Source organism: Campylobacter curvus (assembly GCF_013372125.1).
Taxonomy (GTDB): domain Bacteria; phylum Campylobacterota; class Campylobacteria; order Campylobacterales; family Campylobacteraceae; genus Campylobacter_A; species Campylobacter_A curvus.
In genome coordinates this window covers 824,265-848,958 of sequence record NZ_CP053826.1, presented here as the reverse complement: position 1 = coordinate 848,958, position 24,694 = coordinate 824,265, and the positions used below count along the sequence as shown (strand labels likewise).

The 24,694-nt window shown below is 42.4% G+C and carries 19 protein-coding genes, 2 tRNA genes and 3 rRNA genes; 5 read left to right on the top strand and 19 right to left on the bottom strand.

What is annotated here, in order from left to right; genetic code table 11:
- Positions 1 to 26 precede the first annotated feature (26 nt).
- Positions 27 to 491 (top strand): methylated-DNA--[protein]-cysteine S-methyltransferase, encoded by a 465-nt coding sequence (locus CCVT_RS04175; RefSeq protein WP_018135848.1) that lies wholly within the window; start codon positions 27 to 29, stop codon positions 489 to 491.
- A 56-nt stretch (positions 492 to 547) separates the two neighbouring features.
- Here the strand turns inward: CCVT_RS04175 and CCVT_RS04170 are convergent, their stop codons facing one another.
- From CCVT_RS04170 to CCVT_RS04100, 15 genes are all read right to left on the bottom strand, one after another.
- A complete protein-coding gene (locus CCVT_RS04170) occupies positions 548 to 1,303 on the bottom strand; it encodes a WGR domain-containing protein (RefSeq protein WP_018135847.1) in 756 nt (251 codons plus the stop codon).
- A gap of 93 nt (positions 1,304 to 1,396) precedes the next feature.
- Complete coding sequence (locus CCVT_RS04165; protein ID WP_018135846.1) at positions 1,397 to 1,819, bottom strand: EamA family transporter; 423 nt, start codon at positions 1,817 to 1,819, stop codon at positions 1,397 to 1,399.
- 77 nt (positions 1,820 to 1,896) lie between these two features.
- Positions 1,897 to 3,864 carry a methyl-accepting chemotaxis protein gene (locus CCVT_RS04160; RefSeq protein ID WP_176308866.1) on the bottom strand — a complete coding sequence of 656 codons (1,968 nt, stop codon included), beginning with the start codon at positions 3,862 to 3,864 and terminating at the stop codon, positions 1,897 to 1,899.
- A gap of 99 nt (positions 3,865 to 3,963) precedes the next feature.
- Positions 3,964 to 4,983, bottom strand: a complete 1,020-nt coding sequence (locus CCVT_RS04155) for a bifunctional 3,4-dihydroxy-2-butanone 4-phosphate synthase/GTP cyclohydrolase II (protein ID WP_018135843.1) — start codon at positions 4,981 to 4,983, stop codon at positions 3,964 to 3,966.
- A 1,101-nt stretch (positions 4,984 to 6,084) separates the two neighbouring features.
- Positions 6,085 to 6,477, bottom strand: a complete 393-nt coding sequence (locus tag CCVT_RS10100) for a ComEA family DNA-binding protein (RefSeq protein WP_169765189.1) — start codon at positions 6,475 to 6,477, stop codon at positions 6,085 to 6,087.
- Positions 6,478 to 6,667: 190 nt separating this feature from the next.
- A 5S ribosomal RNA gene (rrf, locus tag CCVT_RS04145) occupies positions 6,668 to 6,786 on the bottom strand.
- A gap of 454 nt (positions 6,787 to 7,240) precedes the next feature.
- Positions 7,241 to 10,256, bottom strand: a 23S ribosomal RNA gene (locus tag CCVT_RS04140).
- A 540-nt stretch (positions 10,257 to 10,796) separates the two neighbouring features.
- Positions 10,797 to 10,873: transfer RNA gene (locus CCVT_RS04135), tRNA-Ile, on the bottom strand.
- 289 nt (positions 10,874 to 11,162) lie between these two features.
- Positions 11,163 to 11,238: transfer RNA gene (locus tag CCVT_RS04130), tRNA-Ala, on the bottom strand.
- Between the two features lie 283 nt (positions 11,239 to 11,521).
- Positions 11,522 to 13,172 (bottom strand): 16S ribosomal RNA (locus CCVT_RS04125).
- The 16S, 23S and 5S rRNA genes sit together here with 2 tRNA genes alongside, the layout of an rRNA operon.
- Before the next feature lie 425 nt (positions 13,173 to 13,597).
- Positions 13,598 to 14,950 (bottom strand): DUF945 family protein, encoded by a 1,353-nt coding sequence (locus CCVT_RS04120; protein ID WP_018136599.1) that lies wholly within the window; start codon positions 14,948 to 14,950, stop codon positions 13,598 to 13,600.
- Positions 14,947 to 15,516, bottom strand: coding sequence for a DedA family protein (locus tag CCVT_RS04115; protein WP_018136600.1), 570 nt, complete (start codon positions 15,514 to 15,516; stop codon positions 14,947 to 14,949). Before CCVT_RS04115 ends, CCVT_RS04120 begins: the two co-directional genes overlap by 4 nt.
- 8 nt (positions 15,517 to 15,524) lie before the next feature.
- Positions 15,525 to 16,112: a lipid-binding SYLF domain-containing protein gene (locus tag CCVT_RS04110; protein WP_009651535.1), complete on the bottom strand. Its 588-nt coding sequence runs from the start codon at positions 16,110 to 16,112 to the stop codon at positions 15,525 to 15,527.
- Between the two features lie 14 nt (positions 16,113 to 16,126).
- Positions 16,127 to 17,680 (bottom strand): ribonuclease Y, encoded by a 1,554-nt coding sequence (gene rny / locus CCVT_RS04105; protein ID WP_026175475.1) that lies wholly within the window; start codon positions 17,678 to 17,680, stop codon positions 16,127 to 16,129.
- Positions 17,613 to 18,245, bottom strand: coding sequence for a 5-formyltetrahydrofolate cyclo-ligase (locus tag CCVT_RS04100; protein WP_026175476.1), 633 nt, complete (start codon positions 18,243 to 18,245; stop codon positions 17,613 to 17,615). The genes rny and CCVT_RS04100 overlap by 68 nt, the downstream gene beginning before the upstream one ends.
- Positions 18,246 to 18,300: 55 nt before the next feature.
- On the opposite strand from CCVT_RS04100, the gene CCVT_RS04095 reads away from it, so the two are divergent.
- From CCVT_RS04095 to radA, 3 genes are read left to right on the top strand one after another with little or no spacing between them, the layout of a single operon-like run.
- A complete protein-coding gene (locus CCVT_RS04095) occupies positions 18,301 to 18,891 on the top strand; it encodes a TlpA family protein disulfide reductase (protein ID WP_018136603.1) in 591 nt (196 codons plus the stop codon).
- Positions 18,891 to 19,757, top strand: a complete 867-nt coding sequence (gene ftsY / locus CCVT_RS04090) for a signal recognition particle-docking protein FtsY (RefSeq protein ID WP_018136604.1) — start codon at positions 18,891 to 18,893, stop codon at positions 19,755 to 19,757. Before CCVT_RS04095 ends, ftsY begins: the two co-directional genes overlap by 1 nt.
- A gap of 37 nt (positions 19,758 to 19,794) precedes the next feature.
- Positions 19,795 to 21,135, top strand: coding sequence for a DNA repair protein RadA (radA, locus tag CCVT_RS04085; protein WP_018136605.1), 1,341 nt, complete (start codon positions 19,795 to 19,797; stop codon positions 21,133 to 21,135).
- A 3-nt stretch (positions 21,136 to 21,138) separates the two neighbouring features.
- On the opposite strand, the gene acpS is transcribed toward radA, so the two are convergent.
- Together acpS and fliL are read right to left on the bottom strand one after the other, a co-directional pair.
- Positions 21,139 to 21,483: a holo-ACP synthase gene (acpS, locus tag CCVT_RS04080; protein ID WP_018136606.1), complete on the bottom strand. Its 345-nt coding sequence runs from the start codon at positions 21,481 to 21,483 to the stop codon at positions 21,139 to 21,141.
- Positions 21,480 to 22,019, bottom strand: a complete 540-nt coding sequence (gene fliL / locus CCVT_RS04075; RefSeq protein WP_018136607.1) for a flagellar basal body-associated protein FliL — start codon at positions 22,017 to 22,019, stop codon at positions 21,480 to 21,482. The genes acpS and fliL overlap by 4 nt, the downstream gene beginning before the upstream one ends.
- A gap of 57 nt (positions 22,020 to 22,076) precedes the next feature.
- Between fliL and ybaK the strand changes: the two genes are divergently transcribed.
- Positions 22,077 to 22,553 carry a Cys-tRNA(Pro) deacylase gene (gene ybaK, locus CCVT_RS04070; protein ID WP_018136608.1) on the top strand — a complete coding sequence of 159 codons (477 nt, stop codon included), beginning with the start codon at positions 22,077 to 22,079 and terminating at the stop codon, positions 22,551 to 22,553.
- On the opposite strand, the gene CCVT_RS04065 is transcribed toward ybaK, so the two are convergent.
- Together CCVT_RS04065 and CCVT_RS04060 are read right to left on the bottom strand one after the other, a co-directional pair.
- The gene (locus CCVT_RS04065) at positions 22,550 to 23,536 is read right to left on the bottom strand and encodes an SAM-dependent methyltransferase (protein ID WP_018136609.1); all 987 of its coding nucleotides are present in this window, start codon (positions 23,534 to 23,536) and stop codon (positions 22,550 to 22,552) included. The genes ybaK and CCVT_RS04065 overlap by 4 nt on opposite strands.
- Entirely contained in the window at positions 23,526 to 24,689 is a 1,164-nt protein-coding gene (locus CCVT_RS04060) for an aspartate aminotransferase family protein (RefSeq protein ID WP_018136610.1), read from the bottom strand. Before CCVT_RS04060 ends, CCVT_RS04065 begins: the two co-directional genes overlap by 11 nt.
- Positions 24,690 to 24,694 lie beyond the last annotated feature (5 nt).

The window sequence follows — 24,694 nt, the reverse complement described above, 5'->3', positions numbered from 1 at the left end:
GCGTATCAAATTTTAAAGGAGCGATTTTGCAAAAGGCTTATTTTGACTCGCCGATCGGGGTTTTAGAGATATGCGGCGATGAGAGCGGAGTTTGCGAGCTAAATTTTGTGCGAGAATTTATCAAAACGGACGTGACGGATGCAAATTTAAAGCTTTGTTTAAGCGAACTCGCGCAGTATTTTAAAGGCGAGCTTAAAATTTTCACCACAAAGCTAAACATCAGCGGCACAGCATTTCAAAAAAGCGTCTATGAAAATTTGCTCAAAATCCCATACGGCGAGACGATCACTTACGCGCAGCTCGCGCAGATGACGGGCAAAGAGCGGGCATACCGCGCGGCAGGCTCGGCAAACGCCAAAAATAAAATCCCCATCATCATCCCCTGCCACCGAGTGGTCGCCGCAAACGGGCTTGGCGGATACTCTGGCGGCGATGGGCTCGCGACCAAAATTTGGCTTTTGGAGCATGAGAGGGCGAATTTAGCAAAATGAACCCTACGGATGAAGATGGCTTGTTCGCAAAATTTTTTGATAAACTTAGCGCAAATTTACCCCAACTGCTCCGCCATAAATTTCATCAGGTCGCGGCGCATGGTCGCAGCATAAAACGACTCATCGCCCGCGTGTCCCCAAACTAGGCGGTTTAGCCGCTCTATGCGCTCCATAGAGTCAAGCGCCAAGAGGGCTAAATTTTTATCGCTCATCTTGCCAGAAATTTTGATCTCGCCAAATGCAATGGCGATGATGACTTGATCGTTGCTATACATGATCTGATCGCCCAAAAGCCCATTAAAATCACGCTTTGCGAGGCCTTTTAGCTCCTCGTCGCTTTGATTTTTATCCGGTGGCAGATAGGTGAAGTCCCACTCGCGCTCTAACAAATCTCGCACGAATTTAAGCGCCTGCACATCGCCCTTGCGAAACGCCTCTTGCAGCGATTTAAACGCGTCATTGCCGTCATCGCTGCCAAAAGGAGCTTCCTCGTCGCACTCGTCATAGTAGATCGCATCTGAAAAATACCGCCTAAAATTTGGATGGCTCGTGAGCGGATGAAGCCCGAATTCATCGGTGTCAAAGTAAAGATGTCCGCTGGGAAGCTCGCTGCGCGCGTAGCCCTTTTTTAGCTTGGAGGCAAGCAGCTTTTGCGCCTGCTTTTCGCACTCTGGCTCGCTGTCAAACTCCTTTATCTCATATCTGCCGCTCGTGCCAAATTTGCCCCAGTTTAAAGCAAATTCGCACCCGAGCGCCTCGATTTTCCAAAACTTATCCGACTTTTCGTCAGTGAAACGTAAAATTTCTAGCATATTTTTCCTCTGAAATTTGATTTTATTCGGCGTTATTTTAATAAAACAAAATTTTATTACACTCTATTGCCACCAAAATTTAGACGCAAAAATTTACTTAAAAACCAGCACGAAAACGCCACTCGTAATGAGTGCGATACCCAGCCACTCTTTGATATTAGGACGCTCCCCCAGAAATATCACGGCAAAAACGACGACCAAAACGAGGCTAAATTTATCTATCGGCGCGACCTGGGACGCCTTGCCTATTTGAAGTGCTTTAAAATACGCCAGCCACGATGCCCCGGTAGCAAGACCCGAAAGTATCAAAAATAGCCAGTTTTTTGCGCTCAAGGTTTCAAGGGATTGCCATTTTTTAGCGTATGTGAGAAAAAGGATCAAGGCTACTACTATGACTAGCGTCCTTATAAAAGTGGCAAAATTCGAGTCTATGCCCTCGATGCCGATCTTTGCAAATATAGCAGTCAGTGCGGCAAATACCGCAGAAGCTAATGCCCATAAAGCCCACTCTTGCATGATCAGCTCCTATCCTAAAACCTGACAGCCTTGTCGCACCGCAAAGCTGTCAGATCATTTAGTTTTTTATTACTACTCTAAAATTTCTTCTTCCTTACATCAGTGACTATGAGCTTAGCCATATCATCTACCTCGGATGTCACTTCATTCGTCTTGCCTATGATTTGTATGTTCTTGTGAGTTAGGTTATCTATTTGAGAAACAGATTGATTTATCATATTTATGCCTTCTGCTTGCTCTCTTATAGATTCACTCATCTCGTTTATGCTTTGAGCCAAGACATTTGCATTAGCTTCTATCTCTCCTAAGCTCTTTTGAGTCCTCTCTGCTAGTTTTCTTACTTCATCGGCAACTACTGCAAAGCCTCTACCATGCTCTCCCGCCCTGGCTGCTTCTATTGCGGCATTTAGTGCTAGAAGATTTGTTTGATCTGCTATGTCTCTAATTATCACTATGATGTTTTTAATCTCTTCGGATTGTCTTGTGACATCTTGAGCTTTTTGGCTTATGGCGTTCATTGAGCTAGACATCTGCTCTACTGCAGCTGCACTTTCTTGAAGTGAATTTGCTTGTATGTTCGCTCCATCTGTCAGCTCTTTCATAGACTGAGCTAATACATTTGCCTTTTCTTCAAGAGACTGAGCTTCAGCTAAATTTCCTTTTAGCATCTCGCATACTACTTCACCCATAGACTTGACGCCCATTATCATATCTTTGATATCGCTTTCTATACCGTCTTTGAGCTCTACTTTAGCAGTGAAGTCGTTTTTGGTATATGAGCTTAATACGCTTACTATGCTCTTTAGGTTTTCAGATATGGAAGCAAAGAAAGTATTTAGTAGGTTTTTTAGCTCCATCAATGCAGGGTTATTTGGATCAGATGAAATTTTAGCTCCTAAATTTCCTCTTATCATCATGTTTGCTACATTGTTTAGCTCATCTATCATGGTGCTGTCTTTTTTGATGCCAGCTATCACTTTATCTATATTTTGATTGATGCTGCCACTCATTTGAGCAAATTCATCATTAGTGTTTATCTCTAGTTTCTCGGGAGCTTTTGCTTCATGAGTGATGAAGGCGAACACTTCGTTTAGCTTTTCTTGTATGGTCTTTATAGGACTTAGTGATTTTTTGAGTAAGAAATAGACAAATACCGAAAGAGCGATGATGAAGATAACGGCAAGGGCTATTTGGGTTTTTAGGAGGGGGAGAGTATTGCTAGAAAAGGTATCCGTTCCCATTGCCGCTACGACCAACCAGCCCTCATCATTTATCGGTAAAGTTCTAGCCATTACGTTCTTACCTTGAGGATTTACGTAAGAAATCAAGCCATTTTCATCAAAATCACCATCTTTAAACTTTGTTGAAACCGTTTTACTAAAGTCAACAACTTTGCCTATTATTTCAGGGTTACTATGTATCAAAACCACACCATTTTTATGCATGATATAAACATAGCTATATTTAGTTTTACCCATATCAAGAATTTTCTTGCTAAGATCTTCTATCTTTAGATCGATAGCCGATACTCCTGCAAATTTACCGTCTTTATAAACCGGTGCGGCAAAGCTCATGACTAGCTTTTTATTGACCGCCTCTATGTAAGGCTCACTGTATATGGCGCCGCCCTTTTCTTTAGCAGCGATATACCAAGAGCGCTTTCTAGGATCGAAGTTATCGACATCAGGCTTTAAACTTGTGCCGTCTGATTGGAAAAAATAGCCGTCACTATCTCTACCAAAATAAAGATCTCCTACCAAATAACTGGTTTGTCCCTTTTGAAATTTGATCTCGGCCAAAAGGCTTTGCTCGTCGTTAGGAGTATTCTCTATCTTTTTTGCAAACCTCTTTGACGCATCGGTATACTCCTCAAAAAAGGTATCCGTGACCGCCTTAACATCTTTTAAAATTTGATCTTGATTTTGGACAACAAGATCAACGACTTTACTCTCGGCCGTGTAGTAACTAGCAGCTGATATAGCTGCAAACGCGATAAATAACGCAATCAATAGCATGAGTGCTATTTTGTTGGTTATGGATCTCATCGACATATCCTTTTTTATGAAATTATTTTGATATCTTACAACTTTGTAGCTAAAAATAAACGTAAAATAAACATAAATTTAAATATTTTTCAAAATTTTTTAAATATCCTTGTAACCTTTTATATCAAGCCCAAATCCACTGATACCTATAAATTCTTTATTTTTATTTGAAGTTATCAGCTCGATCTCTTTTACGCCAAAATGTTTTAAAATCTGCGCGCCAATGCCATAGTCTTTCGTAGAATTTGAAGTCATCTTTTCGCTATCTAAAAATATGAGTACGCCGTTATTTTTGTTTAAAAATTCTATATTTTTGAGTAGATCGGAAAATTTAGGAGAGCTTAAAAGCTCGTAGTCTTTTACTGATTTTTGAAATTTTACATTAGCCGTTTGTGAAATTTCACCAAATACAAAAGCTGCATGCTCTTTGCCTTTATGATCGGTGATACCGTATCTGAATGCGTCGTATCCGGCGATCTTTACAGGCGTCTTCTCGCCGACTTTTATCAGGCTTTCATGACTCAAACGATACTCGACGAGGTCTGAAACGGCTATCATATTGAGGTCATATCTTTTACAAAATTCCTCCAAATAATCGCGTCTAGCCATCGTCCCGTCATCTTTTACGATCTCACAAATCGCCGCCATAGGAGTGATGCCTGCAAGCCTACAAAGATCGACCGAGCCTTCGGTGTGTCCGGTCCTAACTAGCACGCCGCCTTTTTTGGCGATAAGGGGGAATATGTGCCCGGGCCTTACGAAATCATTGGGACGAGAATCAACATCTGCCGCAAGCCTCATCGTCATATCCCGCTCGTATGCGCTGACTCCCGTAACAGCCTCTTTGGCATCGATAGTAACGGTAAATGCGGTCTCATGGCTGGATGTATTTTTTGCCACCATGAGCGGAAGATCAAGCCTCTTCGCGTTGGCTTCATCCATCGCTAGGCACAGCACCCCTTTTGCGTGCGTGATAGCGAAATTTACCTTTTGAGTGTCGCTCATGCTCGCTGCAAATATCAAATCGCCCTCGTTCTCGCGGTCTTCATCATCAACCATGACGATCATTTTGCCGTTTTTTATATCTTCGATCGCTTGTATAACTTTACCAAAAGACATAGATTTCCTTTAAATTTTTATGTATTCGGGTAATTATATTGATATTTTAATAATTTATAAATTAAATTTTGTAATTTTAACTATAATTTTAATAGTGTTTTGTGGGATTTAAACTAGTCAAATTTATAGATTTTTATTTTAACAAAGTGTAATATTTTAAGATAGCTCTGTTTTAAAAAATGTTGATTTCTAAAATTTTAAATGCTATAGTGTAGTCAAATCTTATTAGCGAGCTTATCACCGCCGATTTTTACATTGCTTCGCTTCGTCTTGCAACTGCAAGTAGAGCGTGCTAAGCACTCGTAATGCTCTGCTTGAGTTATGAGACGAAGTCGAAACTTCTCGAAGAGTTGCAAAGCAAAAAACTTCGTTGCGAGGCAGGGAAGTTGTAAGGCTGACCGCCGTCTGCTCGCAACTGCGAGCGAAGTATTGCGTCTTGAAAAGCCACAAGACGAAGTCGAAGTAGAAAAAATCATGCTATATGTTGAGCTACTCACTCCCGCACTCTGCTAGCAAGGAATTCGCGAATAGCATTTGAGTAGTGAAACGAAACGAGAGATTGGGGAAGCCCGAAGGACCGAGTAGTTTTTACTCAGCCGCTTAGCTTCTCCTAGAAATACCTTTTAGTACGCGTTGCTCATTTTTTCGCTTCTACTTTACAGTTGAGCGAAAAGATTCCTTTAAAACGCCGTCAGGATCTGTGCTAAGCCACTCCTAAAGGAAATAAGATTCGCGAAATGTTCATTTATTTTGTTACTTCGCAAATTTTACTTACTCCAGGAACAACTGGTCTGCTACACTTTGTTTGTTTATGGCTTTTTAAGAAGTAGCTAAAAGCTAGGTGTATCAAATAGCGATCAGCTTATGTCTTTTAGCTTTTGCTTTGTGCTTGTGCGCTCGCAAACCACAAATACAACGGTGGTAATAGCTAATAAAATTTAACTATGCTAGAGTATCTATAATTTTAAAAATCAACACTTTTTAAAATTACCCACTTCTTTATAATCCCACAACACTTACACTAATTTTTTCACTAACAAATACCTAAAATATACTTAACCCCCCCCACCTATTTCACTACTGCTTTATATCTATTCTATATCACCCTACCATCTTCTCTTTCATCTTTTTAGTCTTGCTCTTCGTATCTTCTTTTATGTCTTTACTTTTATCTTCTGCCTTACTCTTTATCTTTTCTTTGGTCTCTTTTACTTTATCTTTTTGCTTTTTAGCTTTTTCTTTTATGCTAGTATCTCCTGAGGTAGAAATATCTGATTTTAAATTTTCATATGTCTTGTCACCTATGCCATTTACTTTCTTTAGATCCTCTATGGAGTTGAATTTGTTTGCCTTCCTATACTCTATTATGGCATCTGCCTTAGAGCTTCCTATACCATCCAAGCTCATGAGCTCCTCTTTAGTAGCAGTGTTTAAATTTACAGCTGCCAACGCTAATGAAGCAGTAGCTATCAATGACAATAATACCTTGTTCATGTTTGTTCCTTTGATTTGAATTGAGGAGTGATTTTAGCATAGCAATCATAAATTTACATATAGAAGATAGGTGGATTTTATATTTTATGGATATTTTTATATTGTATGGATCAAATTTTTATAGTTTTATCATTTGAGTCAAGTTATTAAAGATCATGATTTATGAAAGAAAGTTTAGTATAAATAACAAAGCCCGCAGCGACCTACTTTTCCAACATCCCAGTAAGGGAGAGTATCATCAGCCATGACGAGCTTAGCTTCTTGGTTCGAGATGGAGCAAGGCGTTTCCTCGTCTGTATAGCCACGGGCAGTGTTAAATAAAAAATTGCTGCAGAATTTTAGTTTATACTTCGTTGTGCTTTACTACGAACTTCAGTCACATACTATATGTATGCTCCTTCGTTCTTGCTTCGTTCGCCTCGTCTAAACTAAAATTTCTTTGTAATTTAATCAATCTAGTTTTATTATACCAGGTTAGTTAAATTTAGAAATTTCTTGTTTAACACTGCTTTTATTGTTAAAAGTCAAAGCGATGTTTCAATGATAAAAACAAGGTCTTGTTCGGATATGAATTTAGATTAGAAATCTTATCAATTTTAATGCTAAACAATTTTAAGAACTATTTTTTCGCTAGGCGAGGCAGACGAGTAAAGACGAGGGAGCGTATGTTTTATACGTGACCGAAGTCTGAAACGAAGTCTAACGAAGCATAGTAGAAAAAATAGGAATTAAAATTTATCCTTAACAAGGAAGTGATGCTTATAAAGATAAGCAGACGAGCTATTAGTACTGGTCAGCTAAAGGACTTTCATCCATTACACACCCAGCCTATCGAACAATTAGTCTAATTGAGCTCTTAAAAGAAGATTCATCTTGGAGTTGGCTTCGAGCTTAGATGCTTTCAGCTCTTATCACATCCCAACTTAGCTACCGAGCGGTGCCCTTGGCAGGACAACTCGTACACCAGTGGTTGGTTCGACCCGGTCCTCTCGTACTAGGGTCAACTCTCCTCAATCTTCTTGCGCCCACGGCAGATAGGGACCGAACTGTCTCACGACGTTCTGAACCCAGCTCGCGTACCGCTTTAAATGGCGAACAGCCATACCCTTGGGACCTGCTCCAGCCCCAGGATGCGATGAGCCGACATCGAGGTGCCAAACCTCCCCGTCGATGTGAGCTCTTGGGGGAGATCAGCCTGTTATCCCCGGGGTACCTTTTATCCTTTGAGCGATGGCCCTTCCACACAGAACCACCGGATCACTAAGACCGACTTTCGTCTCTGCTTGACGTGTATGTCTTGCAGTTAAGCTGGCTTTTGCCTTTATACTCTACGAACGATTTCCAACCGTTCTGAGCCAACCTTTGTAAGCCTCCGTTACATTTTGGGAGGCGACCGCCCCAGTCAAACTACCCACCAGACATTGTCCTACATGAGGATAACTCATGCTAGTTAGCTATCAGAATAAAAAAGAGTGGTATCTCAACAATGGCTCATAATAAACTGGCGTCTATTACTCGAAGCCTCCCACCTATCCTGCACATCTTTATCCCAATAGCAGTGTCAAGCTGTAGTAAAGGTCCACGGGGTCTTTCCGTCTTGCCGCGGGTAGGAGGAATTTTCACCTCCACTACAATTTCACTGGATCCCTCTTCGAGACAGCTCCCATCTCGTTACGCCATTCATGCAGGTCGGTATTTAACCGACAAGGAATTTCGCTACCTTAGGACCGTTATAGTTACGGCCGCCGTTTACTCGGGCTTCGATCAAACGCTTCGCAGAGCTAACGTCATCAATTAACCTTCGAGCACCGGGCAGGCGTCACACCCTATACATCCACTTACGTGTTAGCAGAGTGCTGTGTTTTTGGTAAACAGTCGGGAGGGACTCTTTGTTGTAACCTTCAATGCTTACGGAGTAAATCCTTCACAAAGTTAGGCACACCTTATACCGAAGATACGGTGCTATTTTGCAGAGTTCCTTGAAGAGAGTTCTTCCACGCGCCTTAGAATACTCATCCCACCCACCTGTGTCGGTTTACGGTACGGGCAACTATAACTAAACTTAGAAACTTTTCTTGGCTCGATGGTATCAAGGATTCACTATCCATTCCGAAGAACTTCAAATGCCTGTGGGGTCTTGGATAAAGAAATTCGGATTTGCCTGAATTTCAACCTACACCTTTCGACCAGCACTTCCATCCGCTGGCTCCTCTAACCTTAAGCGTCCTTCCATCGCACATCATAGTTGGCATTGGAATATTAACCAATTTTCCATCGCATACCCCTTTCGGACTTTGCTTAGGACCCGGCTAACCCTACGATGACGAGCATCGCGTAGGAAACCTTGGGTTTACGGCGTTAATGATTCTCACATTAATTATCGCTACTCATGCCTGCATGCTCACTTGCATCCGCTCCAGCGCTCCTTACCGGTACACCTTCAATGCTGAATGCAACGCTCTCCTACCACTTGCACTTAATTCTAACTACTTTTAGTAAACTATTTTCTCATAATTTAACTCACAAAGTTCATTAAATTATGAGAAACATAACTTAAAACCTTGTGTAAAATTTTTATAGTTAAAATTAAGTGCAAGTCTAAAGCTTCGGTACTCATTTTAGCCCCGTTATATTTTCCGCGCAAAATCACTAGACCAGTGAGCTATTACGCTTTCTTTAAAGGATGGCTGCTTCTAAGCCAACCTCCTGGTTGTTTCAGTAACTTCACATCGTTTTCCACTTAAATGAGATTTAGGGACCTTAGCTGTTAGTCTGGGTTGTTCCCCTCTCGACGACGGATTTTATCACTCGCCGCCTGACTGCCATGATTACACTATAAGTATTCGGAGTTTGATAGGGTTTGGTACATTGGTGTATGCCCTAGCCCATTCAGTGCTCTACCCCTTATAGCTACTACATGACGCTATACCTAAATATATTTCGGAGAGAACCAGCTATCACGATGTTTGATTGGCCTTTCACCCCTATCCACAAGTCATCCCATAGCTTTTCAACGCTAGCGGGTTCGGTCCTCCACTGGTTCTTACACCAGTTTCAACCTGCTCATGGATAGATCACATCGTTTCGGGTCTGCAGCATCTGACTAAACGCCCTATTAAGACTCGCTTTCGCTACGGCTCCGGGTTTCCTTAACCTCGCCAGACACCACAACTCGCAGGCTCATTATGCAAAAGGCAGTCCATCACCCTGATAAATCATAGGGCTCTGAATGATTGTAAGCAAATGGTTTCAGGTTCTATTTCACTCTGATCACCTCAGTTCTTTTCACCTTTCCCTCACGGTACTTGTGCACTATCGGTCTAGTAGTAGTATTTAGGGTTGGATAGTGGTCTACCCAGCTTCAGACAGAATATCACGTGTTCCGCCCTACTCAGGATACTGCTAAGTAAAATAAAGCTTTCATATACGGGAGTATCACCCTCTATGCTTGACCTTTCCAGATCATTCTATTAGCTAAATTTAGTCTATGTTACAGTCCTACAACCCCACTAGTAAACTAGTGGTTTGCCCTCTTACGCGTTCGCTCGCCGCTACTAGCGTAATCTCGTTTGATTTCTTTTCCTGAGGGTACTAAGATGTTTCAATTCCCCTCGTTCGCTCCATTACGGTAACTAATATCTCTATTAGTTGGGTCGCCCCATTCAGAAATTCCCGGATCAAAGCCCCTTGACGGCTCCCCGAGACTTATCGCAGCCTGGCACGTCTTTCATCGCCTCTACTAGCCAAGGCATCCACCACTTGCTCTTAGTAGCTTACCTTTTTTAACTTCTCGCAAGAGCAAAGCTCTTGCTCCGACAAGGAGTGCAAGCACTCCCTTGACCCACCTAAAGCACACCGCTTCTTTCGGAAGCGCCGTATATTTTAAAATTAGATCACTCTAAAATTTAAGTTTAGATGGTATCGGTTAAAAGAAGTCATTAGTATATTTATATATTCTAATTCGCATCACTTCCTTGTTAAAGATAACTTTTAGTTACTGCATTTAAACTCTATCCTCCAAGACGGAAAGCATTAACTATATATGGATAAGTTTTAATTTAGCTCCATATAATTGTGATGTTAAACTTTTGCATTATTAAATGCAAAGAGATTAGAGATTTAAATCTTTAACAAGTCCTGTAAAATTGTTTTTATTAAAACTTGCTTGTGACTCTTAACAATGATAAATAAAAGAACTTAGACCATGACAAAGTCTAAACAAAGAATTTAGGATCAACCAAACTCTTTGTTTGGGCTTTTATCTTTTATACTCAGTTAAACTATAAGCGAGCTAATGCTTAAAAGCTAAATTTCAATAATGGTGGGCCTAACAAGACTTGAACTTGTGACCTCACCCTTATCAGGGGTGCACTCTAACCAGCTGAGCTATAGGCCCTCTTGCTTTCTCTTTTAGCTTTATAGTGCGTCAAATCTCCGCTTTAGCTTCGTCACATACTTTTATGTATGCTCCTTGCCTCATTGAGATTTTCCTTCTCTAAAGCTAAAATAGTTCGCATATCTTATGTTTCTTTTTAACTTATACTTCGTCAGCTTTTTGCGAAACCTTCGTCACGTATATCCGATACGCTCCTTAATTTCTTAAAAGCTTTCTCGTCTAAGCTAAAAATAAATCATAAATACTATTTATTTACAACCACAATGATAAATCATCGTCCATTTATAAATGGTGGAGAATAGCGGGATCGAACCGCTGACCTCCTGCGTGCAAAGCAGGCGCTCTCCCAGCTGAGCTAATTCCCCATGCTATCCTTTACTTCGCAGACAAATAAAAATTTATCTTTGCGACAAGGAGTGCAAACACTCCCTTGACCCACCTAAAATTACAAAGATTTATTTCAAAATTTATTTGTCATAAATCATAAATTTAGGTTTTTGCCTAGGTAGTTAAGGAACTAGATAATTATTATTTATTAGCCGTCAATCTTTCAAAACTAAACAAGGTCGATTGAGTAGATTATCTATAACAATAATCTAAATTTTCCTTTGACGAATATCTTGTGAGAGAATATTCATTGTACTCTAGAAAGGAGGTGATCCAACCGCAGGTTCTCCTACGGTTACCTTGTTACGACTTCACCCCAGTCGCTGATTCCACTGTGGACCATAACCGGTTTGGTATTTGGGCTTCGAGTGAAATCAACTCCCATGGTGTGACGGGCGGTGAGTACAAGACCCGGGAACGTATTCACCGTAGCATGGCTGATCTACGATTACTAGCGATTCCGGCTTCATGGAGTCGAGTTGCAGACTCCAATCCGAACTGGGACGTATTTTATAGATTTGCTCCATCTCGCGATATTGCGTCTCATTGTATACGCCATTGTAGCACGTGTGTCGCCCCGGACATAAGGGCCATGATGACTTGACGTCGTCCACACCTTCCTCCTCCTTGCGAAGGCAGTCTCATTAGAGTGCTCGGCCGAACCGTTAGCAACTAATGACGTGGGTTGCGCTCGTTGCGGGACTTAACCCAACATCTCACGACACGAGCTGACGACAGCCGTGCAGCACCTGTCTTAACATTTCTGCAAGCAGACACTCTTCTATCTCTAGATGATTTGTTAGATATCAAGTCCGGGTAAGGTTCTTCGCGTATCTTCGAATTAAACCACATGCTCCACCGCTTGTGCGGGTCCCCGTCTATTCCTTTGAGTTTTAATCTTGCGACCGTACTCCCCAGGCGGTATACTTAATCCGTTAGGTGCATTACTGCCAAGACTAGCTCAGCAACAACTAGTATACATCGTTTAGGGCGTGGACTACCAGGGTATCTAATCCTGTTTGCTCCCCACGCTTTCACGCATTAGCGTCAGTTGAGTTCCAGCAGATCGCCTTCGCAATGGGTATTCCTGGTGATCTCTACGGATTTTACCCCTACACCACCAATTCCATCTACCTCTCCCTCACTCTAGATTATCAGTTTCTCAAGCAGTTCAATGGTTAAGCCATTGGATTTCACAAGAGACTTGATAATCCGCCTACGCGTCCTTTACGCCCAGTGATTCCGAGTAACGCTTGCACCCTCCGTATTACCGCGGCTGCTGGCACGGAGTTAGCCGGTGCTTATTCCTTGGGTACCGTCAAATTTCTTCCCCAAGAAAAGGAGTTTACGCTCCGAAAAGTGTCATCCTCCACGCGGCGTTGCTGCTTCAGGGTTTCCCCCATTGAGCAATATTCCCTACTGCTGCCTCCCGTAGGAGTCTGGACCGTGTCTCAGTTCCAGTGTGACTGATCATCCTCTCAGACCAGTTACGCGTCATAGCCTTGGTAAGCCATTACCTTACCAACTAGCTGATACGATATAGCCTCATCCCATAGCGAGAAACCCTATATATTATTTACTTCGCAGACGAACAAAGTCCGTCTTTGCGACAAGGAGCTACGCTCCCTTGACCCACCTAAAGCACACCGCAACTTTCGGTTGCGCCGTAGGTATTTGATAAATAAACAATATATAGGGTTCGACTTTCCCATTTATACTTATATATAAATGGAGTATGGAGTATTAGCAGTCGTTTCCAACTGTTGTCCTCCACTATGGGGCAGATTAGCTATACATTACTCACCCGTGCGCCACTAACTCATAAGAGCAAGCTCTTACTTGTCCGTTCGACTTGCATGTATTAGGCACGCCGCCAGCGTTCACTCTGAGCCAGGATCAAACTCTCCATATTTACTTCGCAGAAAGGCAAAGCCTTTCCTTGCGACAAGGAGCTACGCTCCCTTGACCCACCTAAAGACTGCAACACTCCTTGCTTCGCAAGTCGTTATTGCATAAGTAAGGTTTGACACTTACTTAGATAATGTCTAAGTGGTTTTTGATATATGAAGTTTTTAATCTAAAAACTTTTGTTTTTTATTTTTTAATACATCTTTATCTATTACAAAGAAAAGATGATTTAGTTTTTGATCCGCTGATTACTTTCCAAAGAAAGCCTAAAAGCAGATCGGCTCAATCGATCACTTGTTTAGATTTCAAAGATTGACTAATAGTTTAACAATGGTAGGTTAAAGAACATTTCGTTTCAACCATTTTGGTGAAACGGAAATTGAATTGTATATAAAACTCGCTTAAATTTAAATAAAACAAACCATAAATTTAAAAGCCCCTGATCAAATCAAACAAACCGACTTTTTCGTTAAAAATAATATCCATTTTATCTTTGTCAAATTTAAATTCTGTTTTTACGCCTTTGCCATCACTCTTTAAAATTTCACCCTCTTTAAGCATAGGCTCAAACATGCCAACTTCCGGGATCTGACCAAAAAATTCAGCCAAAGTAGTATCGATATTTATCTTTCCGTTCACAATGAGAGATTTGATATTTTGTGCATCGGTGAGTTTTTTATCATACCCTTTGAATCCTAGCGTAAGATTTAAATTTAAGGCGTTATTGTCTATATTTTTTAGCGTCAATGAATTTACCTTTACGATAGGATCGCTTGATAAAAATTCATCTCTATCTTTTTTAAATTTATCCGATAAAAATTCCTCATATCCGCCAAAATCACTACTAGCCAGCTCTTTATCTAAATTTTTTATATAATCCTCCAACACACTGACATTAAAATTTAAAAGCTCCGCATCAAGGGCCAGCTCTTTATATTTGCTATCATTTACAGATATGCCCGCCGCTTTTACATTTTCTTTAAAATTTGCTAAACCGTTGTTTATCTTCAACACCGAATCATAAATCACGTCTGCGATATTGATCTTAATGCTTTCTTGATAATTATCAGCACTTATCTCAAAAATTTTAAAGCCGCTCTTAGAAGCGTAAGGAACGATACTCCAGTCAAAAGCAGAGTCGATCACCAAAGGCTGCTCGTAGTCTATGTCCGCAAAAGCGTTTTCCATATTTAGGCTAAAATTTTCATCTTTATTTTCTATATATGCCTTTGAAACATTAAATTTTACGCTCTTGGCTTTGTTGCTAGGGTCAAGGTCGACCGCGATAGACACACCCTTTGTCGTTAGCGTGACGCTTTTATTGTCCTTAAAATCAATATCGCTTAAATTTAGCAAGACATATTTGCCCCCGCCAAAACCTACGTTCGCATCGGCTGTCATTATTAAATTCGAGCCTAAAAATACCGAAACCATATTTTTAATAAAATCATTTTGAATAAAAATTTTAGACTTTACATGCGCTCCGGAAAATAAAGCCGTAAGACCGTGTTTTAGCTCCGTATCGACTTTAAAAACAAGATCTTGAGCACCTGCACTCTCGTCTATTTTATCAAGCAGGTCTTTGCTGACGATCAAATCAAACGTGGCATTTGAGTCAAACAAGCCTTTTTCATACATGCTGTTTGAAATTTTTATCCCGTCGATCTTATCGAGCTCGCCGATCGTCTTTTCATAGTTTTTGGCGACATTGTCCGATACATAATACACAGCCGCGACTGCAACGACGACCACAACAAGCAATGTAGATAAAATTTTTTTCATTTTACTTCCTTTCTCTTTGTAACTTTTTTCAAAAAATACCAAATTCCACCGAATAAACAAAGCATAGCGACGGGCATTATATATCCGTGGTCACTTATATAGTCGCTTGCTTTTATGAAAAAATCTCCCGCCCAGTAGCTCAAAATACCAAGTATGCACGCCCAAGCGATCGAAGAGATAACGTTTATAACGCTAAATTTATAAAATGGGTACTTCGTAAGCCCTATGGCAACGGGTACGAGAGTCTTTAGTCCGTAAATAAATTTCTTGAAAAATATGATTTTATCACCGTGCTTTTTCGTGAGCACTCCGGCGTAAGCCAGTTTGCGTTTATGTCCTTTAAGATACGGCATTATCGCGCCTTTGTTGTATCTACTAAGATAAAAAAGCAATGTATCTCCGATAGCGTTTGAAATCGCTGCGACCGTTATACTGATGCTAAGATCCATTTTACCGGCGTAGCTTAGCACTCCGGCAGCGATTATGGCGACCATACCGCCGCCAAGCGTATATAAAAAAAGTATGATATAGCCGTAAGTAGAAAGCGAATTTATGATATCTTGCATACAGCGCCTTAAAATTTTGAGGCTGCGCCTATAAGCTGCTCGTAAGCATAGCCGCTTTGCTTTAAATTTTCATCCTTTGAGCTGATGACCGCACCGCCAAAGCTAGCTCCTGCAAAAAATCCGTCATTTGCCGCGTAGGCATAGATGTCTTTTGAAAATTTAAAATCGCTTATTTTATTGAATTTACGCCCTATATCGCCAAATGAAAACGACACGTCGGCGTCTATCGTGACTTTCGCGTCCTTGATGTCATAAACTATACTGTCTTTCATCACAAAAAGCACCAGCGAGCTATCCTCATAACCAAACTGAAGCCCTATGCTCCCGCCGCTTATGCCCACTGAGACGATCTCGCTTGGAGAGCTCATGGGACCCACTATCATCACACCGTCTCCGCCCATCCCGCCGACGACGAAGCCTACTTTTTTCACGCTCGGAAATATTATCGTAGCCTTTGCCTGTGCTATAAGCTCTTTTATCGGAGCGTCTTTGCTGGATCTCATCGTTGTTACGAACGAATTTGCCGCACTTAGCACGATCTCTTCGCTAGCAAACGAGAATACCGCGCAAAACAGCAAAATAACTAAATTCCTCATAAATTTATCCGTAATTATTTTGCATAATCTACCGCGCGGGTCTCGCGGATGACACTGACCTTTATCTCGCCCGGATACTGCACTTTTTCTTCGATCTCTTTTGCGATCTCTTTTGCTACAAGCACCGCCTCATCGTCGTTTATGAGCTTTGCATTTGCTATAACGCGAATTTCACGCCCTGCATTTATGGCGTAGGCTTGCTTGATACCGTCTTTGCTCTTTGCGATATTTTCAACTTCTTCTACACGCTTCAAAAAGCTTTCTAGCACCTCTCTACGCGCTCCTGGACGAGCCGCACTCAGACAGTCGGCGGCACAAACGGCAGCACTTTCTATACTGGTAGCCTCCTCGTGTCCGTGGTGAGCGTAGATGGCATTTATGACTACCGGATGCTCTTTGTAGCGTTTACAAATTTCAGCCCCTAGATCGACATGGCTACCTTCAAACTCATGTGTCAACGCCTTGCCGATGTCATGGAGCAACCCGGCTCTTTTAGCCAGCTTTTCATCACCGCCAGTCTCTGCTGCGATGATGCCGGCAAGATGCGCCACCTCAAGGCTGTGAGCCAGTGCATTTTGGCCGTAGCTGGCTCTAAATTTAAGCTTTCCTATCAGCTTGGTTATCTCAGGATGTATCTTGCTCAATCCTAGATCGATGACGATATTTTCGCCCTCTTCTTGGATACTTTGCTCAAATTCTTCCGTAACTTTTTTATGCAGGTCTTCGATGCGAGCAGGCTGGATCCTGCCGTCCTCTACCAAAAGCTCGATGACACGCGTCGCGATAGCACGGCGATAGAGATTGAAGCTGCTTAAAATGATAGCATGCGGCGTATCATCGATGATGATATCTACGCCTAGCACCATCTCAAGAGTTTTTATATTTCGTCCCTCTTTGCCGATGATGCGCCCTTTTAGCTCATCGTTTTTGATATTCACGACGTTTATCAGGCGCTCGGCGGCAAATTCTCCCGCAAAGCGCGATGTGGCTTGCGCCAAGATATAATTGACTCTCTTTTTAGCTTCGCGTTTAGCCTCTTCTTCGTGTTTTCTAACGATGTGAGCGATATCGGCGCGAGATTTCTCCTCTACTTTTTTCAGTACCACTTCGCGAGCCTCATCCTCCGTAAGACCGGCGGCATGCTCAAGCACTTTAAGGGCTTCTTGCACTTTGCTTTGGTAAGTAGTTTTTAAATTTAGCCCTTCTTCGTAGGTGAGCTTGGCTTCGTTGCGATCTTTTTCAAAAAGCTCTTTATTTTCGTTTAAAAGCTCTTGCTCGTTTAGTAAAATTTGCTCTTTTTTGTTTAGTTCGTCGAATTTTTGACTATACTCTTTTTGAAGCTTGGTAGTTTTATCGTCATATCTTTTTTTGGCTTCAAATTCAGCCTCTTGCACTGAAATTTTAGAATTCTTAAGCGTCAGTTCCGCTTCGTATTCGATGGCTTTTGCTTTTGCTTTTGCTTGTTCTAAAAAGATGTTATAGTTTGCATCGTTTATTTTTTTAGCATACAGATATCCTGCGCCAACTCCCGCCACACCGGCTCCTAAGCCTATTAAAACTTCTATCATAAGTCCCTCGTTTAATATAATTTTTTCTCGGGGTTATGTAAAAGTCGCCTCGAACATCATGTTTCTCGGTCAGTATCTGACTCGTAAAAAAATCTTTTATCTGCACAAAAACTATCATTTTCGGACGATAGGGCAAAGTGTTAAAAAATCTATCATAAAAGCCTTTCCCATGCCCTATTCTAGCCATAGCCCCATCAACCCCGATCACGGGGACTACCGCCATATCGAGCCGTATTTTGTCCGTTTTCCTGCCAAGCGGTTGCCTGACATTAAATTTATGAACAATAAACGGCATTCGCAATTTTACCATTTTTAAACTAAGCCCTACCATAAAAGGAGCAAAAATTTCACACTCCCTTGATAATTTTCGCCTTAATCTACACACATCGACCTCATAATCAAGCGGCAAATAGAGCAAAACTTTTCTTGCGCCGCTAAATTTTATCAGCTTTCCTAGTCTATCGACAGCCCTATAATGCGCCGCTTTTGCTTTTATTAAAGCCAAATTTCGTATATCGTTTTTAGCTTTTTGCCTATACTCTTTCTTTTCGGGCTTAACGCTCATTTTATTGTCTTTTTTGTATAATTCCCGAGCTTTATTAAAAAAACAAAGGAAATTTATGAATTTTAAAAATACCATTATAGCATTATCGTGTGCGTTTTTGCTCTTTGGATGCGGCGGGGACGATAAAAAAAACGGACAAACATCAAGCAACGCGCAAATAGAAGCAAACAAAACGGACGTAAATTCAAGCCAAAATAGCGCCAAATCCGAGCCCGTGGTTGATTTGCATCTAAATTTACTAAATGGCAAAACAATAAATTTGCAAAAACGTAAGGACGGCTTTGATATAAAGGACAACGACAAAGCCACTCTTTTCGTGTTTTTCGCTACATGGTGTCCACCGTGCAGAGCGGAGATCCCACATCTAAACAACCTCAGCGAGAAATTTAAAGAGGAGCTAAATATAATCGGCGTGTTGCTAGAGGAGAAAAACGAACAAGAGGTGAAGGATTTTGCGAAAAAATATAATATAAAATACGATGTCGCTGTCGGAGAGGGCAACTTCTTACTAGAAAAGGCGGTAGGCGGCATCATAGGGTTGCCTTCGTCGGCTCTTTATAAGCCAAACGGTGATTATGCGATACATTACACCGGTTTAGTGCCGGAAGAGATGCTGGAAAACGATATTTTAAAAGCGATAAAATAATGATGAATTTTTTAAAAAAAGGCTTTGAAAAGACCTTTGGCGCGATACTATCAGCCAAAACCTCAAAAAAGATAACAAAAGAAAATTTAGAGGAAATTTTACTCGAAGCCGACGTCACTTACGAGATAGTAGAGGAGATAATCTACTATCTGCCGCCTCAAAACGATGTCAGACGCGAGGATCTGCGCCGTGTGATGAGTAGCTATTTTATTTACGAAAAAGAGCGCAAAATAGAGCCCGATAAGCCCTTTGTCGATCTCATACTTGGCGTGAACGGAGCGGGCAAGACCACGACTATCGCAAAGCTGGCAAATTTATATAAAAATGCCGGCAAAAGCGTGATCCTAGGCGCTTGCGATACTTTTCGCGCGGGGGCTATCGAGCAGCTTCGTCAATGGTCGCTACGTCTAAACGTGCCTATCGTCGCCACCCAGCAAGGACATGATCCTTCGGCGGTCGCTTTTGATACGATAAGCTCGGCAGTCGCAAAAAACATCGACCGTGTCATACTAGATACTGCCGGACGCCTGCAAAATCAAACTAATTTAGCAAACGAACTGAGCAAGATCGTCCGTATCAGTCAAAAGGCCTACGAGCGTGCGCCTCACCGTAAAATTTTGATCCTTGACGGCACTCAGGGCAACGCCGGCGTCGCTCAGGCAAAAGCGTTTAACGAGATCGTCGAGCTTGACGGAGTCATCATCACCAAGCTAGACGGCACGGCAAAGGGCGGAGCGCTATTTGGCGTGGCTCGCGAGCTGGAGCTGCCGATACTCTATATCGGTGTCGGCGAAAAGATGGAGGATCTGGTCAAATTTGATCCTGATGAATTCCTAGATAGCCTTATGGATACGATATTTGATTGATATAAAGCTAGCCTCAAAATTTTAAAAAGAGTAAGTAGTGGCAAAATCTAAAATAATTTTCGAATGTCAAGCATGCGGCAACCAACAAAGCAAATGGCTAGGTAAATGTCCTCAATGCGGGGCTTGGGATAGCTTTGTAGAGCTAAACGGCGAGCAAATAAAAGCTGTAAAAGAGATGGCTAAAATTTCAACATCGCCAAGCAAAGCCGTGAGTATAAACGAGGTGCAGATAGAAAATATCAATCGCTTCAGCACCAAGGACAGCGAGCTTGACCTGGTACTTGGCGGCGGAGTGGTCGAGGGCTCGCTCGTACTCATCGGCGGCAGCCCGGGTATCGGCAAATCGACCCTGCTTTTAAAAATCGCCTCAAATTTAGCCAAAGACGGTAAAAAAACTCTCTACGTCAGTGGCGAAGAGAGTGCCAGCCAGATAAAAATGCGCGCACAAAGACTAGAAGCGATAGATGAAAGACTCTATCTTTTGACCGAAATTTGCCTCGAAAACATCACCGCTGAAATTCAAAAAAACGACTACAAAATTTTAGTCATCGACTCGATCCAGACCCTTTACAGCGAGGAAGTGAGCTCGGCTCCGGGCTCTATTTCGCAGGTTCGCGAGATAACTTTCGAGCTCATGCGCCTTGCAAAAGACAAAAATATCTGCATATTCATCATCGGGCACATCACTAAAGAGGGCTCGATAGCCGGCCCTAGAGTGCTCGAGCATATGGTCGATGTGGTGCTTTATTTCGAGGGTGACGCCAGTCGTGAGCTTAGGATGCTAAGAGGGTTTAAAAATCGCTTCGGCTCTACGAGCGAGGTCGGTATCTTTGAAATGAGTGCCAAAGGACTGGTCAGCGCAAGCGAAATTTCAAGCAAATTTTTTACCAGAGGTAGCGCGATGAGCGGTAGCGCGATAACGGTCATAATGGAAGGCTCGCGCGCGCTTAGCGTCGAGGTGCAAGCCCTAGTCTGCGAGAGTGCATATCCTAAACGAAGCTGCACGGGCTACGAGCGAAATCGCCTCGATATGCTTCTAGCCCTGCTCGAGCGTAAAGTAGAGCTACCACTTGGACATTACGATGTATTTGTAAATATCTCGGGCGGCGTGAAAGTAGGCGAAACGGCGGCCGATCTAGCCGTAGTCGCCGCGATAATCAGCAGCTTCAAAAACCGCCCTATAAGCAAAGATAGTGTATTTATCGGCGAGCTTAGTCTAAACGGTGAGATAAGAGAGGTCTTTAATCTCGATCAGCGCCTAAAAGAGGCAAAAACACAAAAATTTAAAAACGCCATAATCCCAAACAAACCGCTCGATACGCAAGGGTTAAAATGCTTTTATGCAAAAGACATAGTCCAAGTACTCGAGTGGATGTAAATATTAAGATACAATCGCCACGGCGATAGCAAAGCCTGCATCGTGACTTATGCTAAGTGCGGCCTCTTTTATATTGAAATTTTCGTAAATTTTAGGAGAGAATTTTAAAATCGGAGCGTTTTTTGGTGATTTTTCGATGATGATGTCAAAAAAGCTGCACTCAGCGCCGATACCAACACCAAGCGCTTTACTGGCGGCCTCTTTCGCCGCCCAGAGCCCGGCGATACTGGCGTCGCTTTTAGCAAGCGCCAACTCGTCTTCGCTTAAAAAGCGTCTCAAAAAAAGCTCTCCGTGACGCTCTTTAAGCCTTGAAATTCTACCTATGCTGACGATGTCGATACCGATCATTGCACCACGAAGTCGGTAAAATAGATATTTTTGATGTATCCGTCACTCAAAACCTCGTTTAATTTACCTACTATCTCGTCTTTTAGGCGGTCTTTACCTTTTGCCGTGCTGACTTCTTCATAGGTTTTAGACGATAACGTGCGGATTATGATGTCGCGTAGTAGCGCCTTTTTCTTATCAAGCTCCGGTGTCAAAAGCTCATCACTTTGCTCCAGGTCGATTTTGGTTTTCAAAAAGCGTGAGCCATTTTCACTAAGAAGATTTACTATAAACTGATCTAGCGGATATATAGGACCCATGTTTGCGTAGTCGTTATTGCGTTTGGAGGCCGGTTTGGCGCTCTTGGTTGATGTGCTTTGCTGCGTTTGAGCTTGAGGTTGCGCCATGCTTGCATCATGCGATTCGTCATTGCCAAGTAGCAAGAACGCTACGAGGCCGCCCACAACGAGCAATAAAACGAGCATCGCTACTATGATGATTATCAATACGCTACTGCCGCCTTTTTTAGTCTGCTTCTCTTCTATTTCGTCTGCCATTGATTCTCCTTTGAGTTTGGCTATAATTATACAAAAATTTTAAGGAATTTAGAAAGCATGATACATAAAACAAACGCGGCGAGGCTGCTAGACAAGCTAAATACGCCATACGAGCTGGTAGAATACGAAGCCGACGAGAACGATCTATCCGCCATCCATGTGGCTATGAGCACGCACCAAGACATCAAAAACATCTACAAAACCATCGTTTGTGTATGCGAGCCTAAAAATTTTATCGTCGCATGCTTGCAAGGAGACTTAGAGCTTGATCTAAAGGCCCTGGCTCACGCTGCCGGCGTCAAACGCTGCGAACTCATAAATCTACGCGATCTTGAAAAGATCACCGGCTACATTCGCGGCGGCTGCTCTCCGCTCGCGATGAAAAAGGCGTATCCTACTTTCATAGACGAGCGAGCGCGTGAGCTTGGTTTTGTCTATGTGAGCGCAGGAGTCCGTGGCAAGCAGTTAAGACTGGCACCTCTTGATCTGGCAACTGCATGCGAAGCGAAATTTGCAAGCATCGCGAGGGGTTAAAATTTAGTAAATTCTATAAATTTAAAGCGCTCGCCTAAAAACTCAGCCGCACTAAGAAATTTCATCTGTTTTGCGGCATTTTGATAGGCTTTTTCACCGCCTATTTCAAGTGTCAAGGCTAAAATTTCATCAATCCTAAAATCCTGCACGAGAGCTAAATTTTGCCTCTTAAATTTAGCAGTTTTAAACCCCGCGCTCTCAAAAGCGCTCGATAGATGCGAGAAATCCACATCATAAGTCATATCGCTAACGCCAAAATATTCGCTTAAATCCGAAATTTCAAAAAAGTTAAAGACCTGATGATTTTTGTAAAGCCTGAGGCTAAAATCGTCTTTTACGCCCCACTCTCCGTAGTCGAAGCTTAAAAATTTCACTCGCTTAAAGGCTCTTGAAATTTGCCTGGCAAAGTCTGTAAATTTCAGGCAAATCTCACCTTTTTCAAGCCCTAATCCAGTGCAAATTTTTAAAATTTCATCATCCGCCCCGCTCCAAAACGGCTTATGATTTTCATTGATGAAAAGCATATTTTCACCCTCTATCACCTCGCAAGCAAAGCTATCAAACAGCTCGTTTGAGATGATAAAAGCCTCATCAAGCGCGCATTCGTCCAAATTTTTAAAATGTGTAAGCTTCACTTCATCGCCAAAGCGAGCTTTAAAGGTTTGAAGCTGAATTTCACGTAAAATTTCATGCGGTTCGACGATCGCGAAATTTAGCTCGCCCAATATCTCGGGCCGCAGAGTGAAGACGCCTTGGACGAAATCAGCGAGCATATCGCCACTGTTTGCGCCGATCTCGACGATGCTGCATTTGGCGCTAAGTTCGTTTGCATCGAGGCATTTTAAAAAATAGTTTGCATGAGCTGCGCCAAAGAGCCAGCCCACGCTGACGCTCGTGTAGAAGTCGCCCTTTTTACCGATATTTGCGCCGTTTTTATAGTATCTCTCGTGAAGCCAAATTTCAAAAAATTCGCTAAATTTCATACTCGCCAAGCGCCTTGGCTAGCCTGCTAAAGCCCTCTTTCATCTCTTTTTTACTGATGTTTAGAGGTGGCAAAAACCTAAGCGTTTTAGTACCGGAGCGAAGCACGAGCACGCGATTTTTCAGGGCTAGACGGATAATCTTTGCCAGATCGACGCCGTCTTGTAAAACAAGCCCCAGCATCATGCCTATGCCTTGCTTTTTGACGAAAATTTTAGGGAATTTTTTGACGAGCTCGTCTAAATGCTCATTAAATTTTGCCGAAATTTCATCTAGTTTGCCCTCTTTTTTGAGCCTTTTTAGCTCTTTTAAAGTGGCAAGTCCGCTTGCGGTAGCTAGGAAGTTGCCTCCAAAGGTCGAGCCGTGATCACCGGGCTCAAACACATTTTTCCTGCTCGCGCAAGCGCCGATGCCCACGCCTCCGCCAAGAGCCTTTGCAAAGGTGATGACATCAGGCTTTATACCGTAAATTTTACTCGTGACGAACTCGCCCGTGCGATAAACTCCGCACTGCACCTCGTCCGTGATGAGAAGCAACTTGCGTTCTTTGAGCGTTTTAGCCAGCTTTTTCACCGCCTCTTTTTCAAACGCCTTTATACCGCCTTCGCCTTGCACGAGCTCTATCATCACGCCGACTGTTTTATCGCTTATGTTTTTGGTAGCCTCCTCGATCGTGTCAAAAAATTTAAACCCATCCATATAAGGAGCGAAGATCTCAGGGTGAAATTTATCCTGCCCGGTCGCTTGCAATGTCGCTAGAGTGCGGCCGTGAAAGGAGCTGCCAAGGGATATGATCTCGTATTTTTTCTCTTTGAAATTTCGCGCGCCGTATTTCCTGGCGAGCTTTATCGCGCATTCGTTAGCTTCGGCTCCCGAGTTACAAAAAAAGGCATAAGTTTTGTAGCCAAGCTGCTTTGAAATTTCTTTGGCCAGCTTCTCTTGCGGCTTTATATGGTAGATGTTTGAGGTATGCAGCAGATTTTGCGCCTGCTTTGTGACGGCGGAGATTATCTTTTTATTTGCGTATCCAAGGGCATTTACGCCGATACCCGCTGCAAAATCGATATAATCTCGCCCTCTCTCGTCAAATAGCGTCGCACCGCGGCCAAATTTAAAGCCCACATCGGCTCTAGCATAGGTATTCATCAGATACATTTTCA

Excerpts from the sequence above, each read along its gene's own strand:
- CCVT_RS04170 (WP_018135847.1), bottom strand. The coding sequence starts at position 1,303 with ATGCTAGAAATTTTACGTTTCACTGACGAAAAGTCGGATAAGTTTTGG.
- CCVT_RS04165 (WP_018135846.1), bottom strand. The coding sequence starts at position 1,819 with ATGCAAGAGTGGGCTTTATGGGCATTAGCTTCTGCGGTATTTGCCGCA.
- CCVT_RS04160 (WP_176308866.1), bottom strand. The coding sequence starts at position 3,864 with ATGAGATCCATAACCAACAAAATAGCACTCATGCTATTGATTGCGTTA.
- CCVT_RS04155 (WP_018135843.1), bottom strand. The coding sequence starts at position 4,983 with ATGTCTTTTGGTAAAGTTATACAAGCGATCGAAGATATAAAAAACGGC.
- CCVT_RS10100 (WP_169765189.1), bottom strand. The coding sequence starts at position 6,477 with ATGAACAAGGTATTATTGTCATTGATAGCTACTGCTTCATTAGCGTTG.
- CCVT_RS04120 (WP_018136599.1), bottom strand. The coding sequence starts at position 14,950 with ATGAAAAAAATTTTATCTACATTGCTTGTTGTGGTCGTCGTTGCAGTC.
- CCVT_RS04115 (WP_018136600.1), bottom strand. The coding sequence starts at position 15,516 with ATGCAAGATATCATAAATTCGCTTTCTACTTACGGCTATATCATACTT.
- CCVT_RS04110 (WP_009651535.1), bottom strand. The coding sequence starts at position 16,112 with ATGAGGAATTTAGTTATTTTGCTGTTTTGCGCGGTATTCTCGTTTGCT.
- rny (WP_026175475.1), bottom strand. The coding sequence starts at position 17,680 with ATGATAGAAGTTTTAATAGGCTTAGGAGCCGGTGTGGCGGGAGTTGGC.
- CCVT_RS04100 (WP_026175476.1), bottom strand. The coding sequence starts at position 18,245 with ATGAGCGTTAAGCCCGAAAAGAAAGAGTATAGGCAAAAAGCTAAAAAC.
- CCVT_RS04095 (WP_018136603.1), top strand. The coding sequence starts at position 18,301 with ATGAATTTTAAAAATACCATTATAGCATTATCGTGTGCGTTTTTGCTC.
- ftsY (WP_018136604.1), top strand. The coding sequence starts at position 18,891 with ATGATGAATTTTTTAAAAAAAGGCTTTGAAAAGACCTTTGGCGCGATA.
- acpS (WP_018136606.1), bottom strand. The coding sequence starts at position 21,483 with ATGATCGGTATCGACATCGTCAGCATAGGTAGAATTTCAAGGCTTAAA.
- fliL (WP_018136607.1), bottom strand. The coding sequence starts at position 22,019 with ATGGCAGACGAAATAGAAGAGAAGCAGACTAAAAAAGGCGGCAGTAGC.
- ybaK (WP_018136608.1), top strand. The coding sequence starts at position 22,077 with ATGATACATAAAACAAACGCGGCGAGGCTGCTAGACAAGCTAAATACG.
- CCVT_RS04065 (WP_018136609.1), bottom strand. The coding sequence starts at position 23,536 with ATGAAATTTAGCGAATTTTTTGAAATTTGGCTTCACGAGAGATACTAT.
- CCVT_RS04060 (WP_018136610.1), bottom strand. The coding sequence starts at position 24,689 with ATGTATCTGATGAATACCTATGCTAGAGCCGATGTGGGCTTTAAATTT.